Source organism: Streptomyces sp. NPDC030862 (assembly GCF_055571835.1).
The window spans coordinates 178878-205107 of record NZ_JBVIEN010000011.1 but is presented as its reverse complement, the minus strand read 5'-3'; the positions used below and the strand labels follow the sequence as shown (position 1 = coordinate 205107).

At 72.8% G+C, this 26230-nt stretch carries 24 protein-coding genes; 5 read left to right on the top strand and 19 right to left on the bottom strand.

Translation table 11 applies throughout. The features are described 5' to 3' along the window. Window positions 1-29: 29 nt before the first annotated feature. Window positions 30-1037 (bottom strand): peptidoglycan-binding domain-containing protein, encoded by a 1008-nt coding sequence (locus ACZ42X_RS28145; protein WP_468295624.1) that lies wholly within the window; start codon window positions 1035-1037, stop codon window positions 30-32. Window positions 1038-1223: 186 nt separating this feature from the next. On the opposite strand from ACZ42X_RS28145, the gene ACZ42X_RS28140 reads away from it, so the two are divergent. Beyond that, window positions 1224-3296: an MFS transporter gene (locus tag ACZ42X_RS28140; protein ID WP_468295622.1), complete on the top strand. Its 2073-nt coding sequence runs from the start codon at window positions 1224-1226 to the stop codon at window positions 3294-3296. Window positions 3297-3308: 12 nt separating this feature from the next. Here ACZ42X_RS28140 and ACZ42X_RS28135 read toward each other — a convergent pair whose 3' ends face one another. The 9 genes from ACZ42X_RS28135 to ACZ42X_RS28095 form a co-directional block, all read right to left on the bottom strand. Next, window positions 3309-4295, bottom strand: coding sequence for an NAD-dependent epimerase/dehydratase family protein (locus tag ACZ42X_RS28135; protein WP_468295951.1), 987 nt, complete (start codon window positions 4293-4295; stop codon window positions 3309-3311). A 57-nt stretch (window positions 4296-4352) separates the two neighbouring features. Beyond that, complete coding sequence (locus tag ACZ42X_RS28130) at window positions 4353-4844, bottom strand: GNAT family N-acetyltransferase (protein WP_468295620.1); 492 nt, start codon at window positions 4842-4844, stop codon at window positions 4353-4355. A gap of 2 nt (window positions 4845-4846) precedes the next feature. Further along, window positions 4847-5536, bottom strand: coding sequence for an O-methyltransferase (locus ACZ42X_RS28125; protein ID WP_468295617.1), 690 nt, complete (start codon window positions 5534-5536; stop codon window positions 4847-4849). A gap of 74 nt (window positions 5537-5610) precedes the next feature. Next, a complete protein-coding gene (locus ACZ42X_RS28120; RefSeq protein WP_468295614.1) occupies window positions 5611-6012 on the bottom strand; it encodes an aggregation-promoting factor C-terminal-like domain-containing protein in 402 nt (133 codons plus the stop codon). 318 nt (window positions 6013-6330) lie between these two features. Next, a complete protein-coding gene (locus ACZ42X_RS28115; RefSeq protein ID WP_468295612.1) occupies window positions 6331-7197 on the bottom strand; it encodes an ECF transporter S component in 867 nt (288 codons plus the stop codon). Beyond that, on the bottom strand, window positions 7194-8930 hold the full coding sequence (locus ACZ42X_RS28110) for an ABC transporter ATP-binding protein (RefSeq protein ID WP_468295610.1): 1737 nt from the start codon (window positions 8928-8930) through the stop codon (window positions 7194-7196). The genes ACZ42X_RS28115 and ACZ42X_RS28110 overlap by 4 nt, the downstream gene beginning before the upstream one ends. Beyond that, on the bottom strand, window positions 8927-10021 hold the full coding sequence (locus tag ACZ42X_RS28105) for an energy-coupling factor transporter transmembrane component T family protein (RefSeq protein ID WP_468295607.1): 1095 nt from the start codon (window positions 10019-10021) through the stop codon (window positions 8927-8929). The genes ACZ42X_RS28110 and ACZ42X_RS28105 overlap by 4 nt, the downstream gene beginning before the upstream one ends. Window positions 10022-10031: 10 nt before the next feature. Continuing rightward, complete coding sequence (locus ACZ42X_RS28100) at window positions 10032-10715, bottom strand: SCO2322 family protein (protein ID WP_468295948.1); 684 nt, start codon at window positions 10713-10715, stop codon at window positions 10032-10034. Further along, complete coding sequence (locus tag ACZ42X_RS28095) at window positions 10715-12025, bottom strand: prenyltransferase/squalene oxidase repeat-containing protein (protein WP_468295605.1); 1311 nt, start codon at window positions 12023-12025, stop codon at window positions 10715-10717. The genes ACZ42X_RS28100 and ACZ42X_RS28095 overlap by 1 nt, the downstream gene beginning before the upstream one ends. 291 nt (window positions 12026-12316) lie before the next feature. Here ACZ42X_RS28095 and ACZ42X_RS28090 point away from each other — a divergent pair, with 291 nt between their 5' ends. Next, a complete protein-coding gene (locus ACZ42X_RS28090) occupies window positions 12317-12745 on the top strand; it encodes a VOC family protein (protein WP_468295603.1) in 429 nt (142 codons plus the stop codon). Here the strand turns inward: ACZ42X_RS28090 and ACZ42X_RS28085 are convergent. Beyond that, window positions 12742-13371: a TetR family transcriptional regulator gene (locus ACZ42X_RS28085; RefSeq protein ID WP_468295601.1), complete on the bottom strand. Its 630-nt coding sequence runs from the start codon at window positions 13369-13371 to the stop codon at window positions 12742-12744. The two genes, ACZ42X_RS28090 and ACZ42X_RS28085, sit on opposite strands and share 4 nt — an antisense overlap. 196 nt (window positions 13372-13567) lie before the next feature. Between ACZ42X_RS28085 and ACZ42X_RS28080 the strand changes: the two genes are divergently transcribed. From ACZ42X_RS28080 to ACZ42X_RS28070, 3 genes are all read left to right on the top strand, one after another. After that, complete coding sequence (locus tag ACZ42X_RS28080; RefSeq protein WP_468295599.1) at window positions 13568-14887, top strand: glycosyltransferase family 4 protein; 1320 nt, start codon at window positions 13568-13570, stop codon at window positions 14885-14887. A 70-nt stretch (window positions 14888-14957) separates the two neighbouring features. Continuing rightward, on the top strand, window positions 14958-15698 hold the full coding sequence (locus ACZ42X_RS28075) for a class I SAM-dependent methyltransferase (RefSeq protein WP_361414127.1): 741 nt from the start codon (window positions 14958-14960) through the stop codon (window positions 15696-15698). Beyond that, window positions 15695-16768, top strand: coding sequence for a prenyltransferase/squalene oxidase repeat-containing protein (locus ACZ42X_RS28070; RefSeq protein ID WP_468295596.1), 1074 nt, complete (start codon window positions 15695-15697; stop codon window positions 16766-16768). Before ACZ42X_RS28075 ends, ACZ42X_RS28070 begins: the two co-directional genes overlap by 4 nt. 1 nt (window position 16769) lies before the next feature. Here the strand turns inward: ACZ42X_RS28070 and ACZ42X_RS28065 are convergent, their stop codons facing one another. The 8 genes from ACZ42X_RS28065 to ACZ42X_RS28030 all read right to left on the bottom strand — a co-directional run bounded on the left by ACZ42X_RS28065 (window position 16770) and on the right by ACZ42X_RS28030 (window position 26151). Then, complete coding sequence (locus ACZ42X_RS28065) at window positions 16770-17777, bottom strand: hypothetical protein (RefSeq protein ID WP_468295595.1); 1008 nt, start codon at window positions 17775-17777, stop codon at window positions 16770-16772. Between the two features lie 15 nt (window positions 17778-17792). Further along, window positions 17793-18356: a hypothetical protein gene (locus ACZ42X_RS28060; protein ID WP_468295592.1), complete on the bottom strand. Its 564-nt coding sequence runs from the start codon at window positions 18354-18356 to the stop codon at window positions 17793-17795. 23 nt (window positions 18357-18379) lie between these two features. Next, a complete protein-coding gene (locus ACZ42X_RS28055) occupies window positions 18380-18853 on the bottom strand; it encodes a hypothetical protein (RefSeq protein ID WP_468295590.1) in 474 nt (157 codons plus the stop codon). A 21-nt stretch (window positions 18854-18874) separates the two neighbouring features. Beyond that, the gene (locus ACZ42X_RS28050; RefSeq protein ID WP_468295587.1) at window positions 18875-19405 is read right to left on the bottom strand and encodes an SMI1/KNR4 family protein; all 531 of its coding nucleotides are present in this window, start codon (window positions 19403-19405) and stop codon (window positions 18875-18877) included. Between the two features lie 9 nt (window positions 19406-19414). Then, a complete protein-coding gene (locus tag ACZ42X_RS28045) occupies window positions 19415-20023 on the bottom strand; it encodes a hypothetical protein (RefSeq protein WP_468295584.1) in 609 nt (202 codons plus the stop codon). Beyond that, window positions 20011-24687, bottom strand: coding sequence for a DUF6531 domain-containing protein (locus ACZ42X_RS28040; protein WP_468295581.1), 4677 nt, complete (start codon window positions 24685-24687; stop codon window positions 20011-20013). The genes ACZ42X_RS28045 and ACZ42X_RS28040 overlap by 13 nt, the downstream gene beginning before the upstream one ends. Before the next feature lie 191 nt (window positions 24688-24878). Next, the gene (locus ACZ42X_RS28035) at window positions 24879-25172 is read right to left on the bottom strand and encodes a hypothetical protein (RefSeq protein ID WP_361414149.1); all 294 of its coding nucleotides are present in this window, start codon (window positions 25170-25172) and stop codon (window positions 24879-24881) included. 91 nt (window positions 25173-25263) lie between these two features. Then, on the bottom strand, window positions 25264-26151 hold the full coding sequence (locus ACZ42X_RS28030) for a hypothetical protein (protein ID WP_468295578.1): 888 nt from the start codon (window positions 26149-26151) through the stop codon (window positions 25264-25266). Between the last annotated feature and the right edge of the window lie 79 nt (window positions 26152-26230).

Here is a 26230-nt window from a genome sequence, read left to right as displayed (position 1 = left end):
CCCGGGGCTCGCGTCAGCGCCTCAGCGCCTCAGCGGTCGGTGGTCTCCGCTTCCAGGGCCCGGCGGGTCGCCGGCCCGTACACGCCCCAGTCGTCCTCCTCGATGGCGCGCGCCCACTGGTAGCGGTACACGCCCTCCTCCACGGCCTCGTTGTAGCGGCCGTTCATGGGGCCGTCGTACAGCCCGGCCTGGCGCAGCCGGTGCTGGAGCTCGCTGACCTCCGGGCCCCGGTCGCCGCGGCTCAGGGTCGGCGCCTCCTCGGGCTCCGGTTCGGGTTCCGGTTCCGGCGCTGCGGGGGCCGGACCGTTGGTGCGGGTCGCCGAGGGGCGCGCGCCACCGCCGCCCGGCCCCGACGCTCCCGGCGCCGTGGCGGTGGACGTGCCCGAGGGCGTACCGGCGGAAGCGGAGGCCGAGGCGGAGGCGGACGCCGACGGGGACGCGGAGGCGGACGCGGACGGCGACGCCGAGGCCGTACCGGTCGCGGAGCCGGACCGGAGGGTGGAGACGGAGGGGTCGGCGGACGGCCCGTCCGGCAGGGCGCTGGGCCAGGCCGGCGCGCTCACGTCGAGGTCGGGCAGGACGCGGTCGGACTCGTCGTCCCCCTCGAACAGGCCGCTCGCGAGCGTCGCCACGCACGCCACCGCCACCACGGCCACCGCCGCGCCCAGCGCGGTGCGGGAGCTCCCGCCCCGGGCCCGGCGCCGTTCGCGCTCCCGGGCGCGGGAGCGGCGCGGCCCGAGGACCTGTTCCCCGTCGTGCCCGAAGACCGTCGGCACTTCAGGTTCCGGCTCCGCTTTCAGTTCCGGTTCCGGTTCCGGTGCCGGTGCGTAAGCCGTGTACGGCTCCGCGTGCGGCTGCCCGTACGGCTCCGCGTACAGCGGCATCGTCGCCGTCGCCGGATCGGCCTCGCCTGGGCCGGGCGCCGCGTCGAGGTTCACGTACGGGCCTATGCGCAGCTCGAAACCGTCGGCGGCGCAACCGCACATCCCGCTGCGCGCCGGCGCCGTACCGCACTCAGGACACACCTGTCCCGTCAACGTGGGTCCCCTCCCCTTGAAACTGCCAGCGATTATGCAGCCACTTCCGGCCGCCGGAATCCGGCCGCGTCCCGCTCGGCAGGCCATAACGGGCCAGAACGCCCAGGATGGGAGAGGAAAGAGGGGGTACGCGACGGACCCGACCGACCGACCCACACCGGGAACAGGGACAGGGAGAGGATGTCGATGGCACAGGAAGTGAGCACCCCGGCCACCAGCCCCGGCCCCGCCCCGGGCGAAGGCCTCAGCCATCGCACCGTCCTGGTCGCGATCGGGGCCCTGCTGCTCGGCATGCTGCTGGCCGCGCTCGACCAGACCATCGTCTCCACGGCCCTGCCGACCATCGTCAGCGAACTCGGCGGCATGGAGCACCTCTCCTGGGTCGTCACCGCCTACATGCTGGCGTCCACGGCCGCGACGCCGCTGTGGGGCAAGCTCGGCGACCAGTACGGCCGGAAGAAGCTCTTCCAGTCCGCGATCGTCCTCTTCCTCATCGGCTCGGCGCTGTGCGGCATCGCCCAGAACATGCCGCAGCTCATCCTCTTCCGCGCCGTCCAGGGCCTCGGCGGCGGCGGTCTGATGGTGCTGTCGATGGCGATCGTCGGCGACATCGTCTCGCCGCGCGAACGCGGCCGCTACCAGGGCCTCTTCGGTGCCGTCTTCGGCGCCACCAGCGTCCTCGGGCCGCTCCTGGGCGGGCTGTTCACCCAGCACCTGTCCTGGCGGTGGGTGTTCTACATCAACCTCCCCGTCGGCATCGTCGCGCTCTTCGTCATCGCCGCCGTCCTCCACATCCCGGCGCGCCCCACCCGCCACACCATCGACTACCTCGGCACCTTCCTCATCGCCTCCGTCGCGACCTGCCTGGTGCTCGTGGCCTCGCTCGGCGGCACCACCTGGGAGTGGGGCTCGCCGCAGATCATCGGCCTCGCCGTGCTCGGCGCCGTGCTGCTCCTGTGGTTCCTCCGGGTCGAGAAGCGCGCCGCGGAACCGGTGCTGCCGCTGAAGCTGTTCCGGATCCGCACCTTCACGCTCGTCTCGGTCATCAGCTTCATCGTCGGCTTCGCGATGTTCGGCGCGATGACCTACCTGCCGACGTTCCTCCAGGTCGTGCAGGGCGTCTCGCCGACCATGTCGGGCGTGCACATGCTGCCGATGGTCTTCGGCATGCTGCTCACCTCCACCCTCTCCGGGCAGATCGTCAGCCGCACCGGCCGCTGGAAGGTCTTCCCGCTCGCCGGGACGGCCGTCACCGCCCTCGGGCTGCTCCTCCTGCACCGGCTGGAGGAGACCAGCTCGGACGCGGAGATGAGCGTGTACTTCTTCGTCTTCGGCGCCGGCCTGGGTCTGGTCATGCAGGTCCTGGTGCTGGTGGTGCAGAACGCCGTCGGGTACGAGGACCTCGGCGTCGCCACCTCCGGGGCCACCTTCTTCCGCTCCATCGGCGCCTCCTTCGGCGTGGCCATCTTCGGCACGGTCTTCACCAACCTGCTCACCGGCAGGCTGCGGGACGCGCTGGCCGGGCAGGAGCTGCCGCCCGGCGCCGGGCCCGGCCAGCTCGCCGCCGACCCGCGCGCCATCGCCGAACTCCCGCCCGACCTGCGCACCGGCGTCCTGCACGCGTACGCGACGTCCATCACGGACGTCTTCCTGTACGCGGCGCCCGTCGTGCTCCTCGCCTTCCTCGTCGCCTGGCTGCTGAAGGAGGACCGGCTGCGCGGCTCGGTCACCGCGCCCGACGCCAGCGAGACCCTCGCGTCCAACCCGGTGACCCGGTCCTCGTACGAGGAGTGCGCCCGCGCCCTGTCGGTGCTCGGCTCCCGCGAGGGCCGCAAGGCGGTCTACGAGAAGATCACCGCCCGCGCGGGCCTGGACCTGCTGCCCGCCGCGAGCTGGCTGCTGCTGCGGGTCCGGCGGCACGGCACGGTGGAGCCCGGGCGGCTCGCCGACACCACGCCCGTCCCGATCAGGGCCATCACCGAGGCCGCCCGCCAGCTGGAGGAACGTCGCCTGGTACGCCGCGAGGGCCTCCAGCTGATCCTCACCGACGAGGGCGTGGACGTCGCCGCCCGCCTGGCGCGCGCCCGCGAGGAGTCCCTCGCGGAGCTCCTCGGCGACTGGTGGGGTCCGGAACGGCCCACGGACCTGGTGCAGCTGGTCGAGCAGCTGACGGCCGAACTGTGCGGCTCCACCCGGGAACGCCCCCGCTCCCCGGAGCCGCGCCGCAACCACGCGGCCCCGCGGGCGCGAGGCGGCTGAGGGCGCCGGCGGTCAGCCCAGGCGCTCCAGCAGCTCGCGCTCCCGCCCCGCGCTGAGGCCCGCGCGGCGGGCGCGGTCCAGGCCCTCCTCGCGTTCCCAGTGCAGGGTGTCGGCCAGCAGCTCCGCCCGGGGGCGGTGGCGGAGCCCCGCGGCGTGCGCCGCCGAGCCGTTCCGGGCCGACCAGCCCTGCCAGTCCGGGTCCACCAGCCACATCGGCAGCGACTCCTCGCCCATGTACTCGTTGACGCCCTGCGCGCGCAGCCACGCCGAATCGGCCGTGACGACCGGGCCGGTGTGTCCGCCGAGGGAGCGGGACAGCTCGATCCACTCCGCGAACGGAACGACCGGGCCGACGGCGTCGTACGTCCCCGTGCGCCCGCTCTCCGCCGAGTCGAGCAGCCAGGCGGCGAGGTCCCGTACGTCGACCGCCTGGGTCGGCAGGTCCGGGGCGTCGGGCACCAGCAGCGGACCGTGCGGGTCGCGGGCGGCGCGGGCCACCCAGTAACCGGTGCGTCCGGAGTGGTCGCCCGGGCCGCCGATCAGCCCGGCGCGTGCGATGAGCAGGCGGTCGCCCACGGCGGCCCCGGACGCCTGCTCGCAGGCGACCTTCGCCTCCCCGTACAGCGCGCGGTCGACCTCGCCGCGGTCGGTCGGCGGGAGGAGGGCGGCGGACTCGTCCCCGCCCGGCTCGGCATGGGAGGCGTAGGCGCTGATGGAGGAGACGTAGACCCAGTGCCGGGCCCGGCCGCCCAGCGCCTCGAGCGCCGCCCGGACGAAGGCCGGCTGCCACGACACCTCGACCACCGCGTCCCACGCGCGGTCCTTCAGCGCTTCGTACGCCGCCGGGTCGCGCCGGTCGGCCGCGACCAGCTCCGCCCCGGCCGCGGTCTTCCCGCTCTCACCGCGGGCCAGGCACGTCACCCGGTGACCGCGCTCGATCGCCTGCCGCGATATCTCTCGTCCCACCCATGCCGTTCCGCCCAGTACCAGGATCTCCATCCCGTCACCCAAGCACCGCTCCTCCCGCGGCCCGGCCCGTTTCGCCCTGGGCGGAGCTCAGCCGAGCTCCTTGCCGTACCAGATCTCCATGTACGGGCCCTCGCAGTACGCCGGGATCTCGCGGTAGCCGTGGCGCGTGTACAGCGCGCGGGCCTCCACCAGGTCCAGGCGCGTGTTGAGGACCATGCGCGAGGCCCCCAGCTCGCACGCGGCGGACTCCAGCGCGGCGAGCAGCAGGCCCGCGCCGCCGGTGCCGCGGAAGGCGGGCCGTATGAAGACGCGGGTCAGCTCGGCGCGCTCGGCGTCCAGCATCAGCACGCCGCCGCAGGCCGCCGGCTCCCCGGCCAGGCGGCCGACCACGAACCGGCCCGTGGGCGGCGTGAGCAGCTCCACACCGTCGCCCGCGAGGCCCTCGTCGATCTCGGCGGCGGTGGCGGGCCGGCCCCAGTAGCGGCTGGCGACCTCGTCGTAGTAGTCGCGCCGCAGCGCCGTGGCGTCGGCGGTGTCGTACCGCTCGTACTCCATGGTCCACAGGGCCGTGGTCGTCATGGTCAGGCCACCACCCGGGCCAGCAGCATGCCGTCGTAGCCCTTCCGGCCGACGGTCTGCACCGCCGTGGCGTCCAGGCGCGGGTCGCGGGCGACGAGGTCGTACATCTCGCGGGTGCCGCGCACCGCCGGGTCGGTGCTGGTCTCGTCGAGGATCGCGCCGCCGCGCACCGCGTTGTCCACGACGATGAGGCTGCCCGGCCGGGTGAGCCGCAGCGCCCACTCCACGTACCGCGCGTTGTTCGGCTTGTCGGCGTCGATGAAGACGAGGTCGAAGGGGCCCGCGCCCTCCTCGGCCAGCACCGGCAGGGTGTCCAGGGCCGCGCCCGTACGCACCTCGGCGACGCCGTCGAGCCCGGCGTGGGCGAGGTTCGCCCGGGCGACGTCGGCGTGGGCGGGGTTGTACTCCAGCGTGATCAGCCGGCCGTCGGCCGGCAGCGCGCGGGCCAGCCAGATGGCGCTGTAGCCGCCGAGCGTGCCGATCTCCAGGACGGTGCGCGCGCCCTGCGTACGGGCCAGCAGGTGCAGCAGCTTGCCGTCGGCCGGGGTGACGGCGATGGCGGGGAGGCCCGCGGCCTCGCTCGCGGCGAGGGCGGCGGACAGGGCCTCGTCCGGCGGCGCCAGCATGTCCGTGAGGTAGTCGGCCACGGCGTTCCACCGGACCTGCGGGTCCTGTGTCTGATCGTGTGTCATGGCGCCGAACGTACACGGGGAAAGGCCCCGGTGCGGATGCACCGGGGCCTCGTCACGCCGTACTGCCGATCGGCTTAGTACCAGTGGTTGGCCTGCCAGAAGTTCCAGGCGCCACACGGGCTGCCGTAGCGGTCGTTCATGTAGTCCAGGCCCCACTCGATCTGGGTGGCCGGGTTCGTCTTCCAGTCCGCGCCGGCGGACGCCATCTTCGCGCCCGGGAGCGCCTGGACCAGGCCGTACGCGCCGGAGGAGGCGTTCGTCGCGGACGGGTTCCAGCCGGACTCGTGCTCCACGATCTTGCTGAAGCACTGGTACTGGCCCGCCGGGACCATCTTCTTGGCGATGTCCTGCGCGGAGGCGGCCGAAGCCGGGGCAGTCGTACCCAGCACCGCGCCGGTCGCACCGAGCAGCACGGCGGCACCGGCGGCGACGGACTTGTGGCGGGCGGAGAAACGGCTGGCGAGCGAGCGGAACACGTAGGAGACCTAACGTCGGGGACAAGGGGTGTCGCCCGGGCAGGCCGGTACCGCGCCAGGAGGGCGGGGGAGAGGCTGCCAGGGGCGCTGCGACCCGCTGCGATGCGAGCGGCGCCCGGCGACGTCCACCAGAGAAGCAGCCGCGGCGGGGGTGGTGCAACGCCCCCCGGTACTACCCGGCACCGGAGACGGAGGCCGTACGCCCCCGGGGCGCCGGAGGCCGTCCGCGCACGTCGCCACGGGCAGATCAGGGCTGTCCGACACCCCGGAACCGGCTACTACCGGCCGTCGTAAGTGACCTACGTCCTATGGGTCACCTCACTCCGGAAGGCCCCTTTCCAGCCCTTTCCGACCCCTTTGAGGGCCTTCGAATGTGACCTGCGCCTCGAAGTTCGCCCGCCGGGTCGCACGCCGCAGCGCCTTCAGGACCGTCGATCCGATGGTCACCGTCAGCACCACCGTGAGCACGGCCCGCCCCAGGTCCCAGCCGAGCGAGGTCGCCACGCAGTAGGCGAGGAACCGGACCAGGTTCTCGTGCAGCGGGTCGCCGGGATGGAAGGAGATCCCGCTGCTCATGCCCTGGAGGATGACCCAGCCCTGCAGGTTCATGACCAGGCCGTACGCGAACGACGCCAGCGCCCCGTACGCCGCGAGCAGCGCCACCTCGCCCCGGCCCCGCAGCCGGTCCGGGCCCGGCAGCAGCCCGGCGCCCATCGTGAACCAGCCCATCGACAGCATCTGGAACGGCATCCACGGCCCGACCCCGCCCGTGAGCAGCGCGGACGCGAAGATCGTCACGGCACCGAGGACGAAGCCGAAGCCCGGACCGAGGACCCGGCCGCTCAGCACCATGAGGAAGAACATGGGCTCCAGGCCCGCCGTCCCCGCACCCAGCGGGCGCAGCGCCGCCCCCACGGCGGCCAGCACGCCGAGCATCGCCACCGCCTTGGCGTCCATGCCCTGGTCCGCGATGGTCGCCACGACGACCGCGACCAGCAGCGGCAGCAGGACGGCGAAGAGCCACGGCGCGTCGTCGGCGCGGGTCGCCAGGCCCGAGCCGCCGTCCGCGAGCAGCGGCCAGCCGAGCGCGATCACGCCGATGACCGTGATCAGCGCGAGCGCGGCGGCGGACCGGACCCCGAGGCGCAGCGCCCGCCGCGGGCGGGTCCCCGGTCGCGGGCTCACAGCGCCGCCTCCACCTGCGCGACCGTCAGCCACTTCTGCGGGGCCAGGATCTTGGAGACCTGCGGCGCGAACGCCGGTGACGACGTCACGACCTCGGCCGCCGGGCCGTCCGCGACGACCTCGCCGTCCGCGAGGATCACCACCCGGTGTGCCAGCTCGGCGGCGAGCTCCACGTCGTGCGTGGCGAGCACGATGCCGTGGCCGTCGGCGGCCAGCCCCCGCAGGATGGTGACGAGCCGCGCCTTGGCCGCGTAGTCGAGGCCCCGGGTCGGCTCGTCGAGCAGCAGCAGCGGCGGCCGCCCGGTGAGGACGACGGCCAGCGCGAGTGCGAGCCGCTGCCCCTCGGAGAGGTCGCGCGGATGCGTGTCGTCGGCGACGTCCGGCAGCAGCTCCGCCACCAGGGCCCGGCACGCCCCGGGCGCGGCGCCCGCGTCGGCGTCGGCGGCCGCGCACTCGGCGGCGACGGTGTCGGCGTACAGCAGGTCGCGCGGCTCCTGCGGGACGAGCCCGGCCTGCCGGACCAGCTCGCGCGGCGCCGTGCGGTGCGGCACGCGCCCGCCCACGAGCACCCGGCCGCCCGACGGTTCCACCATCCCGACGAGCGCCCCGAGCAGCGTGGACTTCCCGGCGCCGTTGCGCCCCATGAGCGCCACGGTCTCGCCGCCGCGCACCACCAGGTCCACGCCCCGGAGCACCTCCGCGTGCCCGCGCCGCACCCGCAGGCCCTCGGCGGTGACGAGCCCGGCGGCCGCCGCGGCGGCGGGGGCTTCGGGGGTACGGCGTCGCCCCCACCCGAAGCGCGTCTTCCGCGGGAGACCGGGACCGGGACCGGGCGCACCGGCGGGCTCCGGCCCAGGCACGGGCGGAGCCACCTGCACGGGCGGTTCGGCCCCCGGCACCTGCACGGGCGGTTCCGCCGCCGCCAGCCGCTCCCGCAACCCCGCCGCGCGGCGCCGGGCGTCCCGTACCGACAGCGGCAGCGGAGACCAGCCCGCCACCCGCGCCAGCGACACCACCGGCGGGTGGACCGGCGACACCGCCATCACGTCCGCCGGGGGGCCGAGCAGCACCGGCTCGCCGGGCGCCCGCAGGAGCGCCACCCGGTCGGCGTACTGCACCACCCGCTCCAGGCGGTGTTCCGCCATCAGCACCGTCGTGCCGAGGTCGTGCACGAGGCGCTGGAGGACCGCGAGGACCTCCTCCGCGGCCCCCGGGTCCAGCGCCGACGTCGGCTCGTCCAGCACCAGCACCCTCGGGTGCGGAGTGAGCACGGACCCGATCGCCACGCGCTGGCGCTGCCCGCCCGACAGCGTGGCGATCGGACGGTCCCGCAGCTCCGCCAGGCCCAGCAGGTCGAGCGTCTCCTCCACGCGGCGGCGCATCACGGCGGGCGGCAGGCCCAGCGACTCCATGCCGTACGCGAGCTCGTCCTCGACGGTGTCGGTGACGAAGTGCGCCAGCGGGTCCTGGCCCACCGTGCCGACGACGTCGGCGAGTTCGCGCGGCCGGTGCGTACGCGTGTCACGGCCGTCGACGGTGACCCGGCCGCGCAGGGTGCCGCCCGTGAAGTGGGGCACCAGCCCCGACACGGCGTTCAGCAGCGTCGACTTGCCGACCCCGGACGGGCCGACCAGCAGCACCAGTTCGCCTTCGGGGACGGTGAGGTCCACGTCCCGCAGGGTGGCGTCCCGGGCACCGTCGTACGTCACGGAGACGTTCTCGAAGCGAATCACGACAACCTCTTCGGCGAGGGGGCAAGGGGGGCGACGAACGCGGGCACCAGGCCCAGCAGGATGACCAGCGCCGGCCACACCGGCAGCTCCGGCGCGACGAGCGGTACGACCCCGGGACGCAGGACCGTCTCGTCCCAGACGGCCAGCAGACCGCCGGCCGCCGCGCCCGACCCCGCCACCAGCCAGGCGCGCACCCCCCACCGGTCCGGCCGGTACCGGGTCCGTACCGAACGCCGGCCCCCCAGGCGCAGACCCACGAGCGCCGCCAGCAGACCGGCGGCGACGAACGGCAGGCCGTACGCGTCGCCTTCGGCGGTGAGCAGCCCGTACATACCGACGCACACGCCCAGCAGCCCGCCCAGCGTCAGGACCGCCGTCACGCGGCGCACCGCGCGCGGCACCCGTGCCGTGCGGCCGTACCCGCGCGCGTCCATCGACGCGGCGACGGCGACCGACCGCTCCAGTGCGCCCTCCAGCACCGGCAGCCCGATCTGCAGCAGCGCCTTCACCCCGCCCGTCGGACGTCCGCGCAGCCGCCGCGCCGTGCGCAGCCGGGCCACGTCGGCGACCATGTTCGGCGCGAACGTCATCGCGACGACCACCGCGACCCCCGCCTCGTACAGCGCGCCCGGCAGTGACTTCAGCAGCCGGGAGGGGTTGGCGAGCGCGTTCGCCGCGCCCACGCAGATGAGGAGCGTGGCGAGCCTGGCCCCGTCGTACAGGGCGAAGACCAGCTGCTCGGCCGTCACCCGGCCGCCGATCCGGATGCCCCGCGCCCAGTCGGGCAGCGGCACCTCGGGCAGCGTCAGCAGGACATGGGTGCCCGGGACCGGCGAGCCGAGCAGCACGGAGAACACCAGCCGGATGGCGAGCACGCCCAGGCCCAGCTTGACGAAGGCGCCGTACGAACGGGCCCACGGCGCGTCGGTGCGGCGGGCCGCCACCACATAGCCGGCCACACCGACGAGCAGCCCCAGCAGCAGCGGGTTGGTGGTACGCGAGGCGGCGGTGGCCAGGCCCAGCGCCCACAGCCACCACGCCCCGGCGTGCAGCGCGTTGCTCCGGTGCGCCTCGGGTGCGCGCAGCGTCATCGGCGACGCCTCACCGGCGCCGGCGGCGGGCCTGTACGACGGCGGCGGCGCCCAGCGCCAGCACGGCGGCGGCCCCGGCGACCAGCCCGAGGGACGGCCCGCCGTCCCCCGTTTCCTCTTCCTCCGCCTTCGGGCGGGCGGTCACGGTCAGCGTGTCCCGCCCCGCCTGGTCCGGCTCGACCTGCTCGCCGCAGCCCGTCCTCGGGTACCCGGAGATCGCGCACAGCAGCCCGTCGCCGCTGTACCGCAGCGGCTTGGCGACCGCCGCCAGCGCCTCCGCGCTCGTCGCGTCCTCGGGGACCTGCGCGCACGCCGCCCGCTGGTCCGGGGACGGCGGAAGAGTCCCCTCCGGGGCGTCCGCCGGCGTGCCGAAGTCGACGACGACGGCGACCCGCTTGGTGCCCTCCTTGCGGGGCGTTCCCGCGCAGACGGTGACGAAGTCGGCCGGGTGGCGCGGTGTCGCCGCCGTCGAGGAGTTGCTGCTCACCGCGAAGCGGAAGCCGTTCACCTCGCCGTCGACGGGCCGGGCCGTGGCCGGGCCCTCGGTCGCGAACGCCCAGCCGCCGCCGGGGCCGGTCCGCCAGAACGACCAGTAGCGGTAGTCGGCCGCGTGGGCGGGAGCGGCGGCGAGGCCGAGCAGCACGAGCGCGAGGGCGGAACCGAGGACGGCTCCGAGGCGGCCGAGGACCCGCATCACGGCTGCCGGTTCTTGTTGCGGCCGCTGATCAGGAAGCCGATGCCCATACCGGCGAAGAGGAAGACGCCGACGACGAGCCAGACGCCGAAGCCGGTGTTCTCGCCCGACTCCTTGTTCTCGTGCTCCTGCTTGGCCCGCGTCTCGTCGGTCGACTCCGGCTTGGGGCCGGTGGCGTTGAGCCGCTGGACGAGGTCGACGCCGCCGAAGTCGCGGGTGTCGGCGCCGACCGTGTGCGCGGCGAGTATCAGCTGGGCCCAGGCGGCGGGACCGTTCTGGGCGGCCCAGGCGGGGCCGTTCTTCTTCAGCCACGCCACCGCGCCGGCGGCCTTGTCGCCGTGCCCGGCGGCGCCGAGGGCGACGACCGCGTCCGCGGTGTTGCCGAAGTCGGGCGCGGGGGCGGTGGTCTCGGCGCCCGGCATCGGCGGCAGGTCCAGGTGTCCGGTCTTCGCCAGGGCGGTGGCGAGGTAGGCGGCGCCGTTGCGGGCGACCCGCTCGGCGGTCGGCTTGGCGGCGGCCTCGCAGGTCGGCGGCTGGCCGGGCTCGGCGCCGCGCGTACGGGCCTGCTTACCGAGCCCGGCGAGCACGGCGGCGGCGGTGGCGTCGGCGTTGGCGACGAGCTTGCCGTTCGCGTCGGGCTGGTACGCGAAGGCGCCCGCGCCCGCGTCCTTCGCCGAGCACGGGATGGCGAAGCCGACGAGCGCGTCGTAGGGGCTCCTGCCGTCCGCCGACTTCACGGTGCCGGGCTTCTCGCCCGCCGCGGCGAGGGCGCCGATGACGATCGAGGTGGAGTTGGCGTCGCTGGCCCCGCCCGGGTTGTAGCTCCAGCCGCCGTCCTTGTTCTGTACGCCCTTGAGCCAGTGGACGCCCGCCCGCAGGGCCTTGGTGACCGGGTCCGTCCCGCCGTCCGCCGCCTCCGGCTTGTCGAGCCCGGCGAGCGCCTGGACGGCGGCGGCGGTGGCGTTGGTGTCCAGCACGGTCGCGGCGTCGCAGGGCTTGCCGGGGTCGGGGCGGTACGCGGCGAAGGCGCCGTCGTCGCACTGCTGCCGGAGCAGCCAGTCCACGGCCTGGTCGGCCGGGTCGACGCCGCTCGTCTGCTGCGCCAGGAAGGCGAAGGACTGCCGCCAGACACCGTCGTAGGTCGGGTCCTTCGTGCCGTACAGCCCGGCGGGCAGAGCGGCGGCGGACGGCGACGGCGACGGCGCCGCCTGCGCGGCGGGGGCGACGGCGAGGGTCCCGGCGCCGCCCCCGCACAGCACGGCGGTGGCGGCGAGCGCTGCGGCGGTGCCGCGGCGGCGAACGGTGGTCATGGCTGGGTGGCCTCTCCTGCGCGGTCTTGTCCGGGACGGGCGGGGCGGGGACCGGCGCACACGGAAGGGCACCAGGCTCCGGCTCCGCATTCCTCGACGGTGCCGGCCACCGGGGCGGGTCGCTCCCGGTGACACGAGCCGAACATGTACGCGTACGGGGCGATCCGGCTCACCACCTGGGCGGCGGTTCACGGTTGCGGGTCAGCGCCGGATTCGCACCGGCTTCCCCCCGTACGGGCGTGATGACGACGGGCCCACTGTACCGGGGTGCCCGTCTGCGAGCATCGGGGGATGACGGACACGCGCCCGAAGATCAAGGACATCGTCGTCGACTGCCGCGACCCCGAGCGACTCGCCACCTTCTGGTCCCGGCTCCTGGGCCGGCCGATCGTCGCCAGGACCGGACCGTACGTCTGGCTCGACCGGGGCGACGGCCCCGGAATGGGCTTCCAGCGTGTCGACCGGCCCACGGCGGGCAAGAACCGCATCCACTTCGACGTCTCCTCGCCGGACCCCGCCGCCGAGCGGGAGCGCATCGAGGCGCTGGGCGGCCGGCGGCTCGACGCGTACGCGGCCGGCGGCTTCCTCGTCATGGCCGACCCCGAGGGGAACGAGTTCTGCGTCATCCCGGAGGGCCCCTTCGACGTGGACGACGACGGCCGGGCGAGCTACCTGCGGGACGGGGGAGTCGGGCAAGCAGTAAGGCCGGACACCGCCTAGGCCGCGTCGGGTGAGGTCACGTCGATCAGGCGGCACGCCGTCTCGATGTCCAGCCTCACCTGCGCGATCGACGCCCGCCCCGCCAGCCAGGTGATCAGCGCCGAGTGCCAGGTGTGCGCGATGACCCGCACCGCCGAGAGCTGCTCCGGGGTCGGGCGCTCCAGGCCCGTCGCGTCCAGGATGATCGCGGTCGTCTGCCGCGAGACCGTGTCCACCTCGCGGTTCACGCCGCGGTCCGCGAACGTCAGCGCGCGCACCATCGCGTCCGCGAGCTGCGGTTCGCGCTGCAGGGCGCGGAAGGCGCGCATCAGGGTCTCGGCGACCCGTGCGGACGGGGTCTCGCCGGCCGGCGGGCGCTTGCGCAGGGTCGCGTGCAGGTGCTCCAGCTGGTCCTGCATGGTGGCGACCAACAGGTGGATCTTGGACGGGAAGTAGCGGTACAGCGTGCCCAGCGCGACCCCGGCGGCCTCGGCGACCTCGCGCATCTGAACGGCGTCGAAGCCGCCCCGGCTCGCCAGCTGCCTACTGGCGTCTAGGATGCGGCGGCGGCGCGCCTCCTGGCGCTCGGTCAGCGGCGCCCGGCGCTCGGCCGACGGCGGCGACGCCGGTCTGTCTTCCGCTGTCATGTGTTCCGTTCGGTACGGGTGTGGTGGTACGCGACAGGGGGGCGGGTGCCGTGGTGTGAATCACCTGTTCCGGCCCTCACAGCGGCGCTACCTGCGGGTAGATTCAAAGCTCCTTGAACCGTCAAGTCTGAAACTTGTTCTAGATTAGCGCGACCGGTTACGCTCCGGCGAAATGCAGGCAAGAAGGGGGCCGCGAGTGACCGCTGAGGCCATAGAGGCAGGCCCCCGCGGCGGTGTCACCGGCGGCGACGGCCGCCCGCTGCGCATCGCCCTCCTCACGTACAAGGGAAACCCCTTCTGCGGCGGCCAGGGCGTCTACGTACGGCACCTGTCGCGCGAGCTCGCCCGCCTCGGGCACACCGTCGAGGTGATCGGCTCCCAGCCCTACCCCGTCCTCGACGAGGGCGACGACCTGACGGGGCTGCGCCTCACCGAGCTGCCGAGCCTCGACCTGTACCGGCAGCCCGACCCCTTCCGCACGCCCCGGCGCGACGAGTACCGCGACTGGATCGACGCCCTCGAAGTCGCCACCATGTGGACCGGCGGCTTCCCCGAGCCGCTCACCTTCTCGCTGCGCGCCCGCCGGCACCTCGCCGCCCGCCGCGGCGACTTCGACGTCGTCCACGACAACCAGACCCTCGGCTACGGCCTCCTCGGCGACCTCGGCGCGCCCCTCGTCACCACCGTCCACCACCCCATCACGGTGGACCGGCAGCTGGAGCTGGACGCCGCGCAGGACTGGAAGCGCCGCGCCTCCGTACGCCGTTGGTACGCCTTCACGCGCATGCAGAAGCGCGTCGCCCGCCGCCTCCCCTCCGTCCTCACGGTCTCCGGCTCCTCGCGGGACGAGATCGTCGAGCACCTCGGCGTGCGCGAGGACCGCATCCGGGTCGTGCACATCGGCGCCGACACCGACCTGTGGTCGCCGGACCCGTCCGTCCCCGAGGTCCCGGGCCGCATCGTCACCACCTCCAGCGCGGACGTCCCCCTCAAGGGCCTGGTCCACCTCGTGGAGGCGCTCGCCAAGCTGCGCACCGAGCAGCCCGACGCCCACCTCGTCGTCGTCGGCAAGCGCGCCGAGGACGGCCCCGTCGCGCGGGCCATCGAGCGGTACGGCCTCGACGGCGCGGTGCGCTTCGTCAAGGGCGTCACCGACGCCGAGCTCGTCGATCTCTACCGGGGCGCCCAGGTGGCGTGCGTGCCCTCCCTGTACGAGGGCTTCTCGCTGCCCGCCGCCGAGGCCATGGCCACCGGCACCCCGCTGGTCGCCACCACCGGCGGGGCCATCCCCGAGGTCGCGGGCCCCGACGGCGAGACCTGCCTGGCCGTGCCGCCCGGCGACGCGGGCGCGCTCGCCGCCGCCCTCGGCCGGCTCCTCAACGACACCGCACTGCGCACCCGGCTCGGCACGGCGGGCCGCGCCCGGGTGCTGGACAGGTTCACCTGGGCCCGCGCGGCCCAGGGCACGGCCGAGCTGTACCGCGAGGCGATCGCGGCGCGCGGAGCCCGCCGGTGACCCGCCCCCGTACGCCTCGCCCCCTCCTCCTCCGCACGCTCCCCCTCCTCCGTGAAAGCAGGCCGTCCCCGTGCTGACCGTCGACTTCACCCGCTTCCCGCTCGCCCCCGGCGACCGTGTGCTCGACCTGGGCTGCGGGGCGGGGCGGCATGCGTTCGAGTGCTACCGGCGCGGGGCGCGGGTGGTCGCCCTCGACCAGAACGGTGACGAGATCCGCGAGGTCGCCAAGTGGTTCGCGGCCATGAAGGAGGCCGGGGAGGCGCCCGCCGGGGCCACCGCCACCGCCATGGAGGGCGACGCCCTCAACCTGCCCTTCCCCGACGAGTCCTTCGACGTCGTGATCATCTCCGAGGTGATGGAGCACATCCCCGACGACAAGGGCGTGCTCGCCGAGATGGTCCGCGTGCTGAAGCCCGGCGGCCGCATCGCCGTCACCGTCCCCCGCTACGGCCCCGAGAAGGTCTGCTGGGCGCTCTCGGACGCGTACCACGAGGTCGAGGGCGGCCACATCCGCATCTACAAGGCCGACGAGCTGCTCGCCAAGATCCGGGAGGCCGGGCTCAGGCCGTACGGCACCCACCACGCCCACGCGCTGCACTCGCCGTACTGGTGGCTGAAGTGCGCGTTCGGCGTCGACAACGACAAGGCGCTGCCCGTCCGCGCGTACCACAAGCTGCTGGTCTGGGACATCATGAAGAAGCCGCTGGCCACCCGCCTCGCCGAGCGGGCGCTCAACCCCGTCCTGGGCAAGAGCTTCGTGGCGTACGCGACCAAGCCCCACCTGCCGAAGGCCGAGGCCGAGACCGCGTGACGAGCCCCGAGAGGACCGAGCACCTCGTCCTGCCCGGCGTCCTCACCGCCGAGCAGGCCGCCGAGACCGTCGCCGGCATCCTCGCCGGCCAGCGCGAGGACGGCGCCATCCCGTGGTTCCGCGGCCACCACCTCGACCCCTGGGACCACACCGAGGCGGCCATGGCCCTGGACGCGGCCGGCGAACACGCCGCCGCCGCCCGCGCCTACGAATGGCTCGCCCGCCACCAGAACGACGACGGCTCCTGGTACGCCGCCTACCACGACGGCGACCACACCCGCGTCACCGACGCCGGCCGCGAGTCCAACTTCGTCGCGTACGTCGCCGTCGGCGTCTGGCACCACTACCTCGCCACCGGCGACGACACCTTCCTCGACCGCATGTGGCCGACCGTCTACGCGGCGGTCGAGTTCGTGCTGCGCCTTCAGCAGCCCGGCGGCCAGATCGGCTGGAAGCGCGAGGCGGACGGCACCCCCGTCACCGACGCGCTGCTGACCGGCTCCTCCTCCATCCACCACGCGCTGCGCTGCGCCCTGGCCATCGCCGAGGAGCGCGAGGAGCCGCAACCCGACTGGGAGCTCGCGGCGGGCGCGCTGGGCCACGCCATCCGCAGCCACCCGGAGCGGTTCCTCGACAAGAGCCGCTACTCGATGGACTGGTACTACCCCGTGCTCGGCGGCGCCGTCACGGGCCCGGCGGCCAAGGAGCGCATCGAAAGCGGCTGGGACGCCTTCGTGGTCCCGGGCCTCGGCGTGCGCTGCGTCGTGCCGAACCCCTGGGTCACGGGCGGCGAGAGCTGCGAACTGGCCCTCGCGCTCTGGGCGATGGGCGAGTCCGACCGGGCCCTGGAGATCCTCCAGTCCATCGGCCACCTGCGCGCCGAGGGCGGCATGTACTGGACGGGGTACGTCTTCGAGGGCGAACGCGCGGTCTGGCCGGAGGAGCTCACCACCTGGACGGCGGGCTCCCTGCTGCTCGCGGTCGCGGCCCTGGGCGGCGACGAGGCGACCACCGCGGTCTTCGGCGGCGAACGCCTGCCGCGCGGCCTGGAACCGGACTGCTGCGGGTAGTTCAGCGGACACCGGTACGCCAGCGCCGGACGGTGTCGCCCTCCACGGTGAGCCACGTGCCGTCGCCCAGCGCCAGCGGGTCGAAGCAGTCCGTGCCGGGGTAATCCAGTGCGGCGACCGGGCGCAGGGTGCGGCCGTCCAGGATCATGTGCCGGGTCACGGCGGAATCCGGTTCTTCGGCGACGGCCACCAGGACCCGGTCCTCGTCGAGGAAGCCGGGACGGTGACCGGCGAAGACCAGGTCCTCGGGAAGGACATCCTCGGCATCGACACTGACGTCGGCCCGGCCCGGCTCGTACCGACTGAGCCAGGCCCCGCCCACGTCGAGCTTCAGAACGGCCCCGTCCATGCCGACTCCGGCGAACAGTTCGTCGTCCAGGCCCAGCGGCTCCGCGCGCAGAACGTCCTGTGTGGAGGTGACCACGAGCGAGAAGAACGTGTCCCCTTGCGCCGCGTTCAGCAAGAGGTGTCCCGGATCGGTGAGGGACTGCTGGAAGACGTAGCCCGCCGAGGCCGACGGCAGTACGGTCTCCCTCAGTCGCCGGCCGTCGGACAGGTCCAGGGCCACACACAGGTCACCGCCATAGGGCTCGCCGGCCTCCATGGGGCCGGCCATGGTGGCGACGAGCCGGTGCCCCGACGCGTCGGCGGTGCAGGCGGCGGAGGCGGTGCGCTGATCCGCCCAGGGCTGGTGCTCGTACGACCAGCGCACCTGTCCGCTCGCCTCGTACACCGTGACGGCGTCTCCGCCGCTCACCGCGAGCCCGCCGTCCGGGAGCGGGGAAGCGAACCCATGGCCCCGCCCCGCGCGGGGAACCGGCCAGCGGCGCCGCTCGGCGAAGACGCGGGCCGGGTCCTCGTCGACATGCCCCACGACGATCTCGCCGTCGGCCTCCGCCACGAGCCAGATCGCGCCGTCGCGCACCAGCCAGGCGTCATGGGCGTGGAGGTCGATCCCGGGGAACTCCTCTTCGGCGATGAGCGTGGCGGCAAGGGGCGTGTCGTCCATGTGCGTCTCGCCGCCCTAGAAGCCCATGGGGTCCGGGTGCGGCGTGAGGCCGGGGTCCTCTGACCACACCAGGCGGGCTTCGAGGTCGTCGCCGAGGAGCTCGCGCAGCCGGTCGACCGCCCAGCCGTTCCAGTAGACGACCTTGGGTGCTTCCGGGATGCGGAAGGCGGGGAGGCCATAGGCGACGGCATCCGGCCGGAAGACGGCCTTCTTGATGTCTCCGGTCGTCTTCTTCGCCTTCGAAGACCGTCGCGTGTCCAGGCAGTCCACGACGGCTTCGACGGCGTAGAGAAGAAATTCTCCGGCCTCCGGGTCGTCGGTACGGACGGGCACGAACCTTCCAGCTGCCGTCAGATCGCCGTGCAGGGCGTCTGTGATGCGTCGGCTCAGCACCGGGGCACCCGGGTAATCCGAAGGGAAGTCGGTCACCCGCAAGGCCGGGTCTCCGATCCATTTCCCACGGAGTTCCGAAGGGAAGTGCGCCGGATCGCCGGTGCGCTGCCAGCGCATGACCGTACCCAGGCCGGTGTCGAAGAGCAGCGTCCGGAACTCGCCGAGGGCGGGCAGCAGTCGGTACACCCCGCGAGGGTGAACGTAGGCGGTCATCGGGCGCGAGTCTCGTCCGAGACCAGGACGTAGTCGTAATAGAGGGGGTCGCCCTCCTCGTCGGTGGGGTATTCGTAGCTGCTTTCGTTCGCGAAGATGATGTCGAGGTCGGGCACGGCGTCGAAGCCGAGGTCGTTCTCCTCCACCGCGTATCCCCGGTCCACGAGGCGCTGTTGCAGCTCCTCGTGCGGTGTGCGGAAGACGTCGATGGCCTCCAGCGTGACGCGCACGTCGGCGTCCTCGTTGCGGAACCGCCACAGTTCCACCTGGCTCAGGAGCCCTCGGGTGAATCCGAGCACGAGATCGAACCCGGATTCCTCGTGCGTGAGGACGATCTGTCCCGGCTCGGCGTTTCCCTCCGTGCGGTGCGTGAGGTGGCCGAGTTCCCGTGCCGTCTGCCGCGCCTCTTCGACCGACAGGCCGAGCCGGAAGGGCCCCGCGCCGACGCGCGGCAGAAGTTCGATGTTCATGCGTGTCGTCCTTGAGGGTGCCTACAGGAAGTCCGAGCTCGGACGGAAGCCGTGACCGTCGGCGGGGAGGTCGTAGAGGATGTCCGACTCGGTCTCCCCGGTGACCAGGATTCCCTCCAGGAACGCCGTGCAGGACATGGGGAAGCGTTCCCAGTCCGGGCCGCGGCCTTCGTTGACCATGACGGTCCAGTCGTCCGGTTCCTGACCGGGGCGGACGAGCCAGTGGAGGGTCGCGCCGTCCTCCGTCAGGGCCCAGGTGATGACGTCGCTGCCTTCTTCGTCCAGCTCTGGGGGCTTGGAGCCACTGCGCTCCAGCGCCCCACGGCGGCCGCCCGCGTTCTCCTTGAGCAGGTCGTACGACGGATGGGCGCAGTGGGGCTCGAGCAGCCAGACAGCGTCGTCGAAGACGCCACCGCCGAAGGCATCCACCAAGTCCTTGTAGTCCCTGGGCAGCTTGCTGCCCAGGGTGGCCTCCACCTCCGGCCAGTTCTTCGGCTCCGACGCGGCGGGCGGCGGGATGACCTCGGCGAGGCGCTCGACGTGCGGGGTCACAGCCGCACCCTAGAAGCCCATGGGGTCGGGGTGTGGAGTGAGGCCGGGGTCCTCCGACCACACCAGACGGGCTTCGAGGTCGTCACCGAGGAGCTCGCGCAGCCGGTCGACGGCCCACCCGTTCCAGTAGACGGCTCTGGACCATTCCGGGACGCGGAAGGCGGGCACGTCGTAGCGCAGGGCTTCCGGCCGGAAGACGGCTTGCTTGATCTGCCCGGTCGACTTCTTCGGCTTGGAGGACCGCCGCGTGTCCAGGCAGTCCACGACGGCCTCGACCGCGTAGAGGAAGAATTCTCCGCTGTCGGGGTCATCGGTGCGCAGTGGTACAAGCCTGCCTGCCGACACGAGCTCCTCGTGCAGGGCATCCGCGATGCGGCGGCCGAGCACGGGGGCGTCCCTGGCGGCCGAGGGGAATTCGGTCACCCGCAGGGCCGGGTCTCCGTTCCACTCTCCTGTGAACTCTTCCGGAAGGTCCTCGGGGCGGCCGCTGCGCTGCCAGGGCAGAATCTTCGTCAGAGCTTCGTCGAGAAAGAGAATGCGGAACTCCCCCAAGGCGGGCAGCAGCCGGTACACCCGCCGAGGGTTTTGTGATGTGTCAGCCATGGTCACGCCGTCCATACAGCACCTTGTCCCGGTTTGCCACTCTTGAGCTCCTCCACGACCTCTTTGCCGATGGCGCGCAACTCGCTACGCAGAGCGCTGCGAATCGCTCTCGTGCCCCGACCTTCCGCCTGCATATCCCTGACCAATGACTGCAGGTGCTGATCGAGCCGCGTGAGAAACGCCCCGCGGTGAGTGTAGTTGTGAGGTTTCGGATGAGTCAGCCCCACTCCGTTCGCCGCGTCGTTGATGTTCACGTGGTACTTCTCCAGCAGCGCACGGCTCCTCGCTCCCGGAGCCCACTGACGACGCGACCCTCCGGAGGGCACGAGGTGCGCCGCCGCCTGTCCTGCGGACGGTGCCCGGCCCTCGCGCGTCATGTTCTCACGCAGCAACTTCGCGTTTTCCTTGCACGTCAGCTGTTGCAGTCCGAAGTAGTCGAACGCGTGCAGGGGGTTGAGGACGTAGCGGTGCGGGTCGGGTCCCGCGTCCAGGCCCAGGGGGTCCGGACTGGTGTAGAGGCCCGTTGCGGGGTCGTAGTGACGGAAGACGTTGTAGTGCAGCTGCGTCTCGACGTCGAAGTACTGGCCGGGGAAGCGCAGCGGGGTGTACGCCGAGGCGTCGCGGTTCCATGTCGTGACGCCCCACAGGGTGCTGCGCATCCGGCAGGCGATCTCGCCCGATGGGTCCACGAGTTCCGTCGGCGTGCCGATGAGATCGGTGACGATGGAGTAGAAGCGCTGGTCGAGCGGGTCTTCGGTGTCGTCGACGCGGGACTTGCTTTCGGTCTGACTCACGGGGTGCGCGCCGTCGCGGTCCCACGTGAGGGTGATGTCCTCCGAGGTGCCGACGGTGTGCGTGGTCTGCTCCACGAGGTGCCCGCCGTCCCAGACGAAACGGGTCTCCTCGGCGACGGTCCGCTCGTCCGGGGCGAGGCGCTGTTTGGCGACGCGGCGCCCGAGGGGGTCGTACAGGTAGCGCCACCGGGTGCCGTCCGGAGTGATGACTTCCGTCAGGTGGTCCTCGGCGTCCCAGGAGTAGCGCCAGACGTCCGGCTTGCGTGACAGCCTGGTCTTGCGGCGCAGGACCACGCGGCCCGCGGCGTCGTACTCGTAGTGGACCGATCCCGCGCGGCGGAGGAGGGTTCCGGTGTACTCCCGCTCGCCCCGCGCTTCGGACAGCGGCTGCCCGTCGGGCCACTCGGCATGCGTCTGCCTGCCCGCGTCGTCGTAGGCGTACGACTCGTTCCACTGGGCGGCGTGGATTCCGGTGACGCGGCCGACGGGGTCGAGGTCGAACGTGCGACGGTCGGTGTTCGGTCCTGATACGGCGGTCAACAGGCCGTCGGCCCGGTAGGTGTACGAGCGGCTCAGGACGGCGCCCAGCGACTGGCCGGTCAGCCGGCCGGACATGTCCCAGGAGTGGGTGAGTACGGTGCCCGGCGCGAGGTGACGGGCCGTTTCCCGGCCGGTGGCGTCGTAGGTGAAGGACAGTGTCCGCCCTGACGCCTCTATGGCGGTGCGGTTTCCCGCGGCGTCGTAGCGGTAGGCGCTGGTGACGCCGGCCGGGGTAACGCGCAGCACTGGGCGGCCCGCGTCGTCGTACCGGCTCGTGAGGGTGCGTCCGTCCACGGTTTCACCGGTGATCCGGCCCGCCCGGTCGTACGCGTAGGTGAGGGTGACCGTGGGGCTCACGGCCCGCGTGAGGCGACCGGCCTCGTCGTGCTCGAAGAGGGTGGTGGTGCCGTCCACGGTCTTCCGAGTCTGGTTGCCGATCCGGTCGTAGCCGTACTCGATCGTCTGGCCCATGGAGTTGGTGCGGCCCACGAGGCGGCCCTCGGCGTCGTAGCGGTAATGCACGGTACGGCCGTCGAAGTCGGACTCGGAGACCACAGCGCCGCAGGCGTCGTAGACGTAGTCCCAGGTACGGCCCTGCGGGTCGGTGACACGGGTGAGGCGGAGTTCGGTGTCGTAGGTGAACGTGTGCCGCGCCCCGTCCGCGGATATGCGGGATGTCAGGAGGTCGAAATCGGTGTAGGTGAACCGGGTGACCTGGCCGAGGGCGTCGGTGTGGGTCAGGCAGTTACCTTCGTCGTCGTACGTCCATTCCTCGCCGGTGCCGTCCGGTTCCACCCGGGACTTCAGCTGCCCTTCGACCGTCCAGGTGAGGTGCGTTGTCCCGCCCATGGGGTCACTGATGGAGGCGGTGCGGCCGAAGGAGTCGTACGCGATGTGGTGCCGGGCACCGAGCGGGTCCGTCGTCGAGACCACGAGCCCGGCCGCGTTGTTCACCAGGGTCTGCACCGCTCCCAGCGGGTCGGTGACCGACGCGACGGCGCCGTGGGCGTCGTAGGTGAAGAGGGTCGTTGCACCGTCGGGCTCGGTCACCCGGGTGCGATTGCCCCGCTCGTCCCACTCCTGCACCCACTGGGCCCCGTCGGGCCCGGTGACACGGACCGGCAGGTTGAGGTCGTTGTACTCCGCCGTCGAACGGCTGCCGTCGGGCAGTTCGACGGCAACGAGGTTGCCCGCGTCGTCGTACCGGAACCGGGTGATCGCACCGAGGGCGTCGGTGCGGGAGAGCAGGTGGTCGAACCGGTCCCAGGTCTGTTGGACGGTCTGGCCCGCCGGGTCGGTCAGGGCCACCACCTGTGACAGTTCGTTGAGGTGGAAGACGGTGGTCGCGCCGGTGGAGTCGGTGTAGCGCGTCACCCGCCGTTCGGTGTCGTAGGCGAACCGCCCCGACATGTAACCCTGGGGGCCGACGGTCTCCACCACCCGGCCCCGATCGTCGTAGACGTAGCGGAAGGTGGAGTTGTTGCGGTCGGTCCAGGAGACGATGCGCGCGTCCTCGTCATAGGCGAAGCGCAGGGGCACACCTGTGGAGTTGGTGACCGCGTCCACGTTGCCGGCCAGGTCGTAGCCGAAGGCGAGTACGCGCACCGGGCCGTCCGCGGTGACCAGGGTCATGCCCGTGACCCGCCGAGGGCCGTCGTCCCCGAGCAGTGGGGCTGTGTCGATCCGGACCTCGTAGCCTCCGGAGTGCACCACAGCGGTCGGTACGCCGTCGCGGTCCCTGACGATCTCGATCGCGTTGCCGTTGCGGTCGCCGATCTCCTCGAGCCAGCACACGACCACCGGATCGAACACGCTCGTGGGCGGCTCGGCCGCCGTGAAGCGACGCAGCACCCGGGTGCGTGGGTCGCGGACGGCGAAGGCGGGCGGCCCGCCGCCCTCGGCCTCCAGGCGCACCAGTGGCAGGCGCGGGCCCTCCTGCGGCCACACCTCGTCCCCGACCGCCTGCGGCAGCCGTCCGTACAGCAGTACGGTGCCGTCCTCACGGGCCCACAGCGCCGAGCCGTCACCCTCCAGCTGCAGTCGTTCATCCAGCGTGGACGCCCAGGAACGACCGAACCAGTGACCGCAGCGGTACCCCGACAGATGGGTGCGGGAAAGCTCCAGGGGCAGCACCGATGGCAGGGCCAGGTCCGTCTGCGGCAGATACATCTCCCCGGACGCCGCGTCCACGGGGTCGTTGCACCACGGCTTGCTGTTCTGCGACGCGCCGGACAGCCGGGGGTTGTTCTTCGCCTTCCCGAGCGAATCGGCGTTCAGCCGTGGCGGCTTCTGATCGTTTCCCCGCCGCCCCGCCGGCCCGGACTTCCCCCGCTGTCCGTCCAGCCCGCCGTCGTCCTTGCCGGTCGGTGACTTGACGCGCTTGGCGTCGTCGTGGACGCCTTGGTCGGTGTCCCGGTGGGTCTTGGAGCCGCCCCTGATGGCGTCGGGGAGTTTCTTGCCGATGTGGTCGCCGAGGTCGTCGAGGGCTTTGCCGAGCTTCTCGGTCACGCCCTCGATGGTGGTGTCCAGGACGGCGGTGAGGGAGTCCTTGCCCTTGGCGCGGCCGTGGTGGGACTTGGCGGTGCCGAGCTTGCCGCGTGTCTTGCCCTGCATGGCGATCTGTACGTCGGTGAGATTGCCGCCGGCTTTGCCGTGGGCGTCGTGGTCGATGACCGGGCCGCCGCCCGGGCCGCCCCCGGGGCCGGCGGAGTTGATCTGGAGGCCGTCCTTGCCGGCCTGGACGGTCTGGCCGGTGTTGTAGCCGTCCTGGACGCCGGTGACGTTGAGCGCGGTCTGGATGGCCAGGTCCGCGACGACGTTCTCGATCGCGGCGACGGCGGGCTGGGTGAGCACCGCGACGATCTCGGCGACGGCTGCCTCGGCCATCTCCTTGAGGATCTTCTTGAAGGCGATGCGGGTGGCGGCGATCTTCGCGCCGGCGAGCAGGGTGGACAGGCCGGCGGTGACGGGGGCGAAGGCGAGGGTGATGCCCACCGTGGCGCACAGGTCGGCGAGTTCGCCGACGGCGGCGATCTTGCGGGCGACGATGATGTCGGCCACCCGGTCCAGGGCGTCGGCGACGATCCGGGCGGCTTTCGCCAGATCGGCGTGCTTGCCCTGGACCTTGGACCAGTGTTTGTCGAGGGCGGTCAGTGACTCGCTCTGTCCGGTGGAGAGCAGTCGCTGGATGTGCTGGTGGGCTGCGTGGCCGTCGTCGTCGGCGTCGTCTGCGAACTCCCGCAGCGCGGTGGCCATGTCGCGGTAGGCGTCCTCGTCGACGTTCGGCCAGCCGACGCCCACGATGTCGAGCATCGTGTCGACGCCCTCAGGAATCGTGTAACCCACAGCGCAAAGCCCCCGTTCCACGCACTGTCAGATGCTGACGACAAAGAATCGTTTCAGCATGCCATGTGACGTGTGGGGAGCATGAAACGGTTCCCTCTCAGCCTTTCCACCAGCGAAGAGGGAAGCGATCCGCGGCTTGCGGCGACAGAACTGCGCCTTGGCCGCCGGTTCGCCCGGCCCGCGGGTAGCGCCTAGTACCGGCGCAGCCGGTCCGCCAGCAGGTGCCCGGCGAAGACGTACACGATCGCCGCGAGGCCGTACCCCGCGACGACGCGCAGCCAGGCCGCGTCGAAGGTGAAGAGGTCGTGGGACCAGCCGGCGAGCCAGCGGGCCGCGCCCTGGACGAACTGCACCAGGTCGTTGGCCCGGTTGGCCTCCAGCAGGTACATCAGGATCCACAGGGCGATGATGGCGGCCAGGACGTCCGCGAGGACCGCTATGGCGGTCGCCGCCTGCGCGCTTCCGTTCCGATGACGGGGAGACATGCGGTACGGGTTGCCGCTCGGCCCCGCGCCCAAACGTGAACGGCCCCCGCCGCAAGGGCGAGGGCCGTTCTTCACGTACGGACCGGGCGGCTCAGCCGCGCTGGATGCCGGTCGTGTCCTGGAGCACGCCGCGCCGGCCGTCCTGCGTCTGGGCCACCAGGCCCTGGCCGCGCTGCTCCACCGCCAGGTACCAGGTGCCGGGCGCCAGTTCGGCGATCGGCGTGGGGGAGCCGTCCTCCGCGTACAGCGGGCGCGCGACCGGGACCGCGAACCAGAACGGGGAGAAGTCCGAGGGGGCCGCGGTCGCGGCCGCCGGAGCGGGCGCCGGAGTGTGCTGCTCGGCCTGCGGCTGCTGCGGCTGCTGCGGCTGCTGGCCCTGCGCCGGCTGGGGCTGGCCCGGCTGCTGGGGGGCGGGGTAGCCGTAGCCGCCCTGCGGCTGGCCCGGCTGGCCACCGTACGGCGGCTGCTGCGCGCCCGGGTAGCCGTAACCGGCCTGCGGCTGGCCCGGCTGACCGCCGTACGGCTGCGGCTGCTGGGGGCGCGGGGCGCCCAGGAGCGGGGCCTTGAGGGCGGGGACGAGCGGCGCGGCGACGGCGGCGGCGGCGAGCACGATGGTGGACAGCAGGCCGAGGATCATGCCCGCACCGGCGTCGGCCGTCATGTCGATGATGGTCCAGAAGGCCGTCCACAGCGAGAAGACGGCGAAGGCGACACCGAACTGGCCCAGGTCGATGCCCGCGACCTTGCGGCCCGGCATGGCACGACCGACGACGATGAGCGCGGCGGCGATGACGCCGGAGAGGAACATGCTCATCAGGAGGCCCAGGCTGTCCCAGGCGTTCGGGCTGTCGAACTTGGAGCAGTCGATCCCCTGGGGGCAGTCGACGCCGGGGGTCAGGCCGAGGAACGAGGCGATGAACAGCACCACCGCTGCTCCGATCACCACGCCATCGCCTCGAGTGAGGGAGCGGATGTTCACGTGTAGAAGTCCTTCGTCGGTTGTGTCGTCGGGATGCGGGGGTGGCGCGAAGCACACGGGGGCGGCCCCATCGTACGGA

Excerpts from the sequence above, each read along its gene's own strand:
- ACZ42X_RS28100 (WP_468295948.1), bottom strand. The coding sequence starts at position 10,715 with ATGCGGGTCCTCGGCCGCCTCGGAGCCGTCCTCGGTTCCGCCCTCGCG.
- ACZ42X_RS28065 (WP_468295595.1), bottom strand. The coding sequence starts at position 17,777 with ATGGACGACACGCCCCTTGCCGCCACGCTCATCGCCGAAGAGGAGTTC.
- ACZ42X_RS28090 (WP_468295603.1), top strand. The coding sequence starts at position 12,317 with ATGACGGACACGCGCCCGAAGATCAAGGACATCGTCGTCGACTGCCGC.
- ACZ42X_RS28125 (WP_468295617.1), bottom strand. The coding sequence starts at position 5,536 with ATGACACACGATCAGACACAGGACCCGCAGGTCCGGTGGAACGCCGTG.
- ACZ42X_RS28055 (WP_468295590.1), bottom strand. The coding sequence starts at position 18,853 with ATGAACATCGAACTTCTGCCGCGCGTCGGCGCGGGGCCCTTCCGGCTC.
- ACZ42X_RS28045 (WP_468295584.1), bottom strand. The coding sequence starts at position 20,023 with ATGGACGGCGTGACCATGGCTGACACATCACAAAACCCTCGGCGGGTG.
- ACZ42X_RS28085 (WP_468295601.1), bottom strand. The coding sequence starts at position 13,371 with ATGACAGCGGAAGACAGACCGGCGTCGCCGCCGTCGGCCGAGCGCCGG.
- ACZ42X_RS28105 (WP_468295607.1), bottom strand. The coding sequence starts at position 10,021 with ATGACGCTGCGCGCACCCGAGGCGCACCGGAGCAACGCGCTGCACGCC.
- ACZ42X_RS28035 (WP_361414149.1), bottom strand. The coding sequence starts at position 25,172 with ATGTCTCCCCGTCATCGGAACGGAAGCGCGCAGGCGGCGACCGCCATA.
- ACZ42X_RS28130 (WP_468295620.1), bottom strand. The coding sequence starts at position 4,844 with ATGACGACCACGGCCCTGTGGACCATGGAGTACGAGCGGTACGACACC.
- ACZ42X_RS28140 (WP_468295622.1), top strand. The coding sequence starts at position 1,224 with ATGGCACAGGAAGTGAGCACCCCGGCCACCAGCCCCGGCCCCGCCCCG.
- ACZ42X_RS28095 (WP_468295605.1), bottom strand. The coding sequence starts at position 12,025 with ATGACCACCGTTCGCCGCCGCGGCACCGCCGCAGCGCTCGCCGCCACC.
- ACZ42X_RS28135 (WP_468295951.1), bottom strand. The coding sequence starts at position 4,295 with ATGGAGATCCTGGTACTGGGCGGAACGGCATGGGTGGGACGAGAGATA.